The 4,700-nt window shown below is 69.9% G+C and carries 6 protein-coding genes; all 6 read right to left on the bottom strand.

The features are described 5' to 3' along the window. A partial coding sequence (locus VKN16_23180) for a hypothetical protein (GenBank protein ID HME97116.1) occupies nucleotides 1-202 on the bottom strand: 202 nt, incomplete at its 3' end. Between the two features lie 3 nt (nucleotides 203-205). Next, nucleotides 206-430, bottom strand: coding sequence for a hypothetical protein (locus VKN16_23175; protein HME97115.1), 225 nt, complete (start codon nucleotides 428-430; stop codon nucleotides 206-208). After that, a complete protein-coding gene (locus tag VKN16_23170; GenBank protein ID HME97114.1) occupies nucleotides 427-1,953 on the bottom strand; it encodes a phage portal protein in 1,527 nt (508 codons plus the stop codon). The genes VKN16_23175 and VKN16_23170 overlap by 4 nt, the downstream gene beginning before the upstream one ends. After that, nucleotides 1,954-2,157, bottom strand: coding sequence for a hypothetical protein (locus VKN16_23165; GenBank protein ID HME97113.1), 204 nt, complete (start codon nucleotides 2,155-2,157; stop codon nucleotides 1,954-1,956). A 48-nt stretch (nucleotides 2,158-2,205) separates the two neighbouring features. Then, nucleotides 2,206-4,134 carry a phage terminase large subunit family protein gene (locus VKN16_23160; protein ID HME97112.1) on the bottom strand — a complete coding sequence of 643 codons (1,929 nt, stop codon included), beginning with the start codon at nucleotides 4,132-4,134 and terminating at the stop codon, nucleotides 2,206-2,208. Further along, nucleotides 4,131-4,622, bottom strand: coding sequence for a hypothetical protein (locus VKN16_23155; protein ID HME97111.1), 492 nt, complete (start codon nucleotides 4,620-4,622; stop codon nucleotides 4,131-4,133). The genes VKN16_23160 and VKN16_23155 overlap by 4 nt, the downstream gene beginning before the upstream one ends. Nucleotides 4,623-4,700: the final 78 nt, after the last annotated feature.

The raw sequence follows: 4,700 nt of genomic DNA, 5'->3' as shown, positions 1-4,700 counted from the left end.
AGAGGACGGCGAAGTAGTCGCGCACGGTCTCGTGGTGGAGATGGAATCGGCGCGCGAGATAGTTGGCCGGGCAGCCCTCGCGGGTCACGGCATGATAGGCGGTGATCTCGGCGTAGATGGCGGCCTGCCGCTGGGTGAGGGCGAGACCTCCGGGCCGGTCGGAGGTCTCCCGCACGACGCGCGTGGTGGCGGATTCGCTCACGGCCTAGGCAGTCGGCGCATCCGGGGACCAGCCCTCGATCGCGCGGAGGGCGGCGTCGCGGCCGCGCGTCCAGCAGTCGCGGCAGTGCAGATCCTTGGCCTCGGGCTCGAGGTGGCGGGCGGCGGCGAGCCGGGCTGCGAGGTCTGACCCGGTGGCCGCCTCGAGCGGGGCCTTCCGCGCCTTGAGGGCGGCGGCGTCGCGATTGTCAAGGTCCTTGCCCGTGATCATCTATGGCCCCGCGCGCCGTTGCCGTTGCTGGCGACGGGTTCCGCGACGGGCGCCGGATTCGCGGCGTCCCGGGGCTGGCCCTGCTGGGAGGTCGTCCGCGGGTCGCTGTCCAGCACCACGCCGGCGGCATCGAATTTCTTGTTCCACTCCGAGATTTCGCGCAGTTGGCGCGTGGGGTTATAGCCGCGCTCGCGGACCATCTCGGGCCACGTGAGGGCCCCGATCCGGACATTGCGCTGATACGCGAGCCCTTCCTTCTCGGGATCGATCATCGGCGCCGCGGGGGCCGTCCATTCGATCGTGCGCGCCCGCGTCGGCACCTCCTCGAGCACGGCCATCGCCTGGAGGAACCAGGCCCAGATGGGGTCGCAGAACTGGGGGACGAGGACGAGCCAGCGCCAATCCTCGACGTCATCCCAGGCCCGGAGGCGACCCATGCGGGCGCTCGAAAAGTTCACCTGAGAGTAATCCCCGGTCAGATCCTCGTAGCTCGTCGCGGGCATGCCGGCGGCGATCTTGCGGAGCATCGTCTGGGTGAAGGGCCCGTGCTCACTGACGGACGGCGGGTCGACGACCGTGACGCTGCGCCCGGGGGCGGCATTGAGGATCATGCCGGGCTCGAGGCGGTCGATGCTCGGGTCCTCGGTCGTGGTGCTTCCCAGCGCCGGGCTCGTCCCATCGACATCACTCGTGATCACGGCCAGACAGGCGGCGATCTTCTGCTTCATGAGGGCGGCGTCCTCGTACTCGTCGAAGTCCTTGAGGGTCAGGACGACCGGGGCGAAGCTCGAGGGGCCGCGCACTTGGCCCACGCGATCGGCGGGGAAGATGTGGAGCACTTCGGCCGCCGGGATCCGGCCCGAGGCGGTGCCGCGCGAGGGCACGAAGGATGACCCGGGATGTTCGGGCAGCATCCAGTAAGCGACGCGGCGGCCGATCGCGTCGAATTCGACGCCCTGGACGATGCGACCCCCGCCGGGTGTGGTCAGCCCATCTTTCAGGGGATCGAGATAGTCGGGCTCGAGAAGTTGGAGCTGCATCGGGAGCGGCAGGCCGCCCTCGACGTCCGCCATCGTCCGCCAGCGGCGCCGCACCAGGACTTCGCCATCGCGCGCCATCGTCTTGATCGCGAGCTTCTGGAGGCCCGCGAAGGTCTGGCGTCCGTCAGCATCGCACGCGGTCGTGTTCGCCCAGGCCTCCCAGCGCGCGCGCACCGTGGACGGCATCGCCTCGGTGTCCGGCATGATCCCCCAGCCAATCACCCGGTTGGCGAGCCCGCGGAGCGTCGACTTGGCCCAGCCATTGTTGCGCTCGAGGTCGCGCGCGATATGGCGGAGCGTGCCGAGCGCGGTCCCCATCGAGGCGGCGGCGTCTCCGGTCGTCCAGCGCCAGCCCTGCGTGCGACGGCCGGCGGCGGCGGCCTCATAGTGCCGGGCGACGATCTGCGCGGCGCGCCGCGCTTGCATCCGGCGGAGGGTCCAGCGGGGGGCGACGCCGTGGGTCAGGCGGTCGAGCCAGTACACCTAGACGCCCTTCGACGTCGCGGCGAGCCGAAAGGGTTGTCCGGTGGCGGCGTTCACGGAGGCCACCATGTCGGCGAGGAGCTCGCGCATCTCACGCAGGCTATGAAACGTCGTCGTCCGGTTCCCGAAGGTGACCGTAAGGACCCCGCTCTTGATGGCGATCTTGAGCGCGTCGATGTCCGCCTGGGTCCAGATGGGGTCCATCGCTCCCCGCTATACCATAGGTGGGGCCGCGTGCGCACGTCTCATGTCTCAGCGCAGCCACCGACGGCGGGGCCCGAGCCACCCCGGCGGCCGCGGCGGAGGCCCGGGCGGGCTGGTCGGCGCAGGCGCGGTCGGCGCGGCCGGGGTCGTCGCCTTGGGCGGGGCCTGCCCGACGGCGGCCTCGAGCGACGCCCAATCGGACGCCGTGAAGCGATCGATCCCGACCACGGCGGCCGCCGCGCGCGCATAGACCCGGGCGTCCAAAGCATGGTTCTGGCGGCCTTCGATCAGGGTCCATTCCAGGCGGATGAAGCCCTTGGCCGTCCGCGTGGGGATGAGTTGCTCCGCCGTGAGCTGCTGAAAGTAATCCTCGCCGTATTGCGGGAAGTGGCAGAATCCTGCGGGGATCGGGGCCTCGGCGTCGGTCGGCATCTCCAGCCGGAGCCACCCGTAGAGCTCGCTCTTGGCGATCGCGCCCACCACCGGCCAGGCCTTGTAGGAGCGGCGGAGTTTCCGCCCGCGGTCGCTAACATCGACGGCGGTCGGCGGGCCAATCAGCGCGCCACCCATTGCTTGGCCCTTCACCGCGATCACACGGCTCATGGGGTACTTCCGCGCCCAGGCGTACACCTGTTGCGTGTTATAGCCGCTATCGACCGCGAGCATCCGGATGGGGAGCTGCACGCCCCCGGCGTGGGGAAAATGGCGGGCCAGGAGGGCGTCGAGCTGGGCCCAGGGGCCCGTGTCCAGATCGGCCGTGTCCCCTGGGAGCAGGCCATAGTCGATCGACCACGAGGCCTTGCCGCGGCCCCAGCCGACGACCTCGTAGACCAAGCGATCCTTCTGCACGTCCACGCCGGCGGTCAGGAAGAGCGCGCCGTGGGGGACCGTCCCGAAGGCATAGGCCTCGCGGCGCCGCATGAGCCGGTCCCAGTCCGGCGCTTCGCCGCGATCTTGCCAGGTCTCGCCGAGCACGGTGTTGACGAACGTGCGGAGCGTGAGCGTGCCGCCGCGCGTGGCCTTGACGAACTCGAGGGCGAGCTGGCCCCACGTGGCGTTGGGGCTGTAGGAGTAGCCCGCCCAGATGTGAAACGAGGCATGGCGGCTATGCTCGGTGAAATGCTCGGGGTGCTCGGCGCGCCACTCGCCCGCCTCGATCATCGCGCGCTTGGCCGCGTGCTCGATGACGCAGCCGTGTTCGGTGCAGACCAGATAGGCGCGCTCGGGCTCGCCCTCGGGCCACTTCAAATTGGGGAACCGGAGCACCTGGAACGCGCCGCACGACGGGCACGGCACATAGTAGTGCCGCTGGTCGCCCGCCTCGAAGAGGCGCTCGATGACGCTATGCCCCGCGATCGTCGGCGTCGAGCCCGCGAGAATCTTCCGGTTCCAGTAATACTCCGTGCGCCGGATCCCGAGCTCGATCGGGTCGCCCTCGGTGCCCGCTGATTGCGGATAGCCATCCACCTCGTCGAAGATCACCACGCGCCGCGAGGTCCGCCGGAAACCCCGCGGGCTATTGGCACCGATCAGCGAGAGCGAGCCCCCGCGAAAAAGCTTCTCCAGAATCGTGTTATCGCTATCGCGGGTCCGCGTAGGGGCGATCAGACCCTCGAGGAGGGGCACATCCCGGAGCATCGGGGCGATGTCTTCCTTACTATGCCGCCGGGCATCGTCGAGCGTCGGCTGCACGACCATGATCGGGCACGGGTCATGCGCGATGTAGTAGCCGATCGCGGCGCAGACGGCCTTCGTATACCCCACGCGGGCGCTCTTCATCAGCGTGACGCGCTCGATCGCGGGGTCGGACATCGCGTCGAGGATCCCGCGCTGGTAGGGCAGCGTCGTCCACCGCCCGGCATTGGCGTCGCCAGCGGGCAGGACGAAGTGGGCATCGGCCCATGTGGAGAGTTCGAGGCGCGGCGGTGGCTTCCAAAGCTGCTGGATCTCGCCTTCGAGGGCCTCGAGCGTCGTCATGGGCCGCCGGGCCCCTCAAGGCTCGGCACCTCGCCCAACTCCTCCAGCGCCTCACGGACGAGTCGGTCCAGGAGCGCGACGTCCGCCGCCGTCAGATGTGGCAGGCGCTGCTTGGCGCGCGACGGGAGCCCCAAGAGCGTCGTCCGCGCGGCCACGACATGCGCCGCCCACCGGACTTTCACCTCCGCCGCCGGCACCAGGAGCCGCCGCGCCCGCTCCGTCTCGAGCTCGAACTTCTCCGCCCGCGCCAGCCGCTCCCGCACCGTCGCCGCCGCGAGATCCGTCGGCCCGATCGCGCCATTCCGCTTCGCATCGAGCCGCAACCGCGCCGCATGCGTCCGCCATTCGGCCTCCGCGGCCTCCAGATCGAGGATGTAGAGCTTCCCCCGCGCGTTCCGCCCCACCACTGCCTTCGTCAGCCGCCCGAGCTGGATGCCCTTAAAGACGGTCGTCCGGTCGACGCCCAACCGCTGCGCGAGCTCCTCCACGGAGCCAGCTGTCGCGGGAGACTGCGGTGTAAGTGGCTTAGAAATAAGGGGTTGCCTGCTCACATTTTGCGCCGTCGC

Source organism: Candidatus Methylomirabilota bacterium, assembly GCA_035315345.1.
Taxonomy (GTDB): domain Bacteria; phylum Methylomirabilota; class Methylomirabilia; order Rokubacteriales; family CSP1-6; genus CAMLFJ01.
The sequence above is the reverse complement of the archived record's forward strand: the minus strand, read 5'-3'. Positions and strand labels throughout refer to the sequence as shown.